This is a genomic window from Streptomyces sp. NPDC002698 (assembly GCF_042888945.1).
In the GTDB taxonomy this organism is placed as follows: Bacteria; Actinomycetota; Actinomycetes; order Streptomycetales; family Streptomycetaceae; genus Streptomyces.
Window position 1 is genome coordinate 1 of sequence record NZ_JBIAQM010000090.1, and the last position, 1295, is coordinate 1295.

Genomic DNA, 1295 nt, shown 5'->3' on the forward strand with positions numbered 1-1295 from the left:
GCTGCTTTTCGACGGCGCGCTCCGAGCCGGCGTGCGTCGCTTCCTGGATGCGGCGCTGCAGATCCGCGAGCTTGCCCGCGGTGGTGTGGATGTCGATGTCGTTCATGACGCGTGATGTTTCCCGTTCGTCAGAAGGTTTCGAGGGGGACGTGGACACCCCGGGCGTCGCGCGGGCCGCGGGAGACCTCGCCGCCCGTGGCGCGCGGTCTCAGTGCGTCACGCGTCGGCGGCAGGACGTCGCCGGTGCCGCTCCGTCGGCGCCGAGCCGCCGTGGAGCGGCTGTACCGGCAGGCCGCCCGGCACGTGCCACGGAACTCACACCGCACCTCCTCGGTACTCAATCTCTGATCGACGGTACGCAGTACCATTCAGGAAGGCAAGTGGCCTCCGAAGGCCGAGACGGGGAAAGATGGGCGATCATGAGCAAGCCATCCGCGCGGTCCCGACTCGCAGACTCCGCCTTCGCGCTCTTCGACGAGCGCGGATACGAGCAGACGACCGTCGACGACATCGCCGAACGCGCCGGGCTGGGGCGTACGACGTTCTTCCGGCACTACCGGTCCAAGGAAGACGTGATCTTCCCCGACCACGACCGGCTCCTCGACCTGATCAGGGACAGGCTGGCGACCTCGAGTCACAGCACGGCCCTGGTCGCCGTCTCCGACGCGGTCCGCCTGGTTCTGCTGCACTACCTCGACGAAGGCGATCTCGCGCGCCGGCGGTACGTGCTCACCAGCAAGGTGGCCGCCCTCCGTGACCGCGAGATCGCCAGTGTGGCGCGCTACCAGCGGCTGTTCCGTGAGTTCATCGGGGACTGGATGGGCGACGAGGCCAAGTCGGCGTCACTCAGGGCCGAACTCATGTCGGCCGCGGTGGTCGCGGCCCACAACCACGTGCTCCGCCGCTGGCTCCGCGGGGAGACCACGGATCCGGTCGGCGAGGTGGACGAGGCGATGCGTGATGTGCTCGCGCTCTTCCCGACGGGCGGCTCGCCGACGAACGGAGCCGGCACCACGGTCGTCGCCTTCCGCACCGGGCAGGACATCGACGCCCTGCTTCCCTCACTGCGGCGACTTGTCGAGGGCGGCGCCGAGGCCTGAGCCTTTTCCCATCTGCCGATGGTGCCCGCGTGTTGGTGAGCCGAGACGCGACAGGTGTCACCGAGGCAGGCTTGTTGTCACTTCGCGTCGGGCCTGGCTGTGCACGGTGTCCCGGCGTTCACCGCCGTCGGTCACAGGGCAGTGGCGGCGCGGACCAGTCCCGCGACGGCCGTTGAGTGGCTGTGCGGTGGCCAG

1 protein-coding gene is annotated in these 1295 nt (G+C 69.3%); it reads left to right on the forward strand.

The window, feature by feature from the left end; all coding sequences use genetic code 11:
- Window positions 1-419 precede the first annotated feature (419 nt).
- Window positions 420-1100: a TetR/AcrR family transcriptional regulator gene (locus ACFYW9_RS41405; protein ID WP_389160377.1), complete on the forward strand. Its 681-nt coding sequence runs from the start codon at window positions 420-422 to the stop codon at window positions 1098-1100.
- Window positions 1101-1295 lie beyond the last annotated feature (195 nt).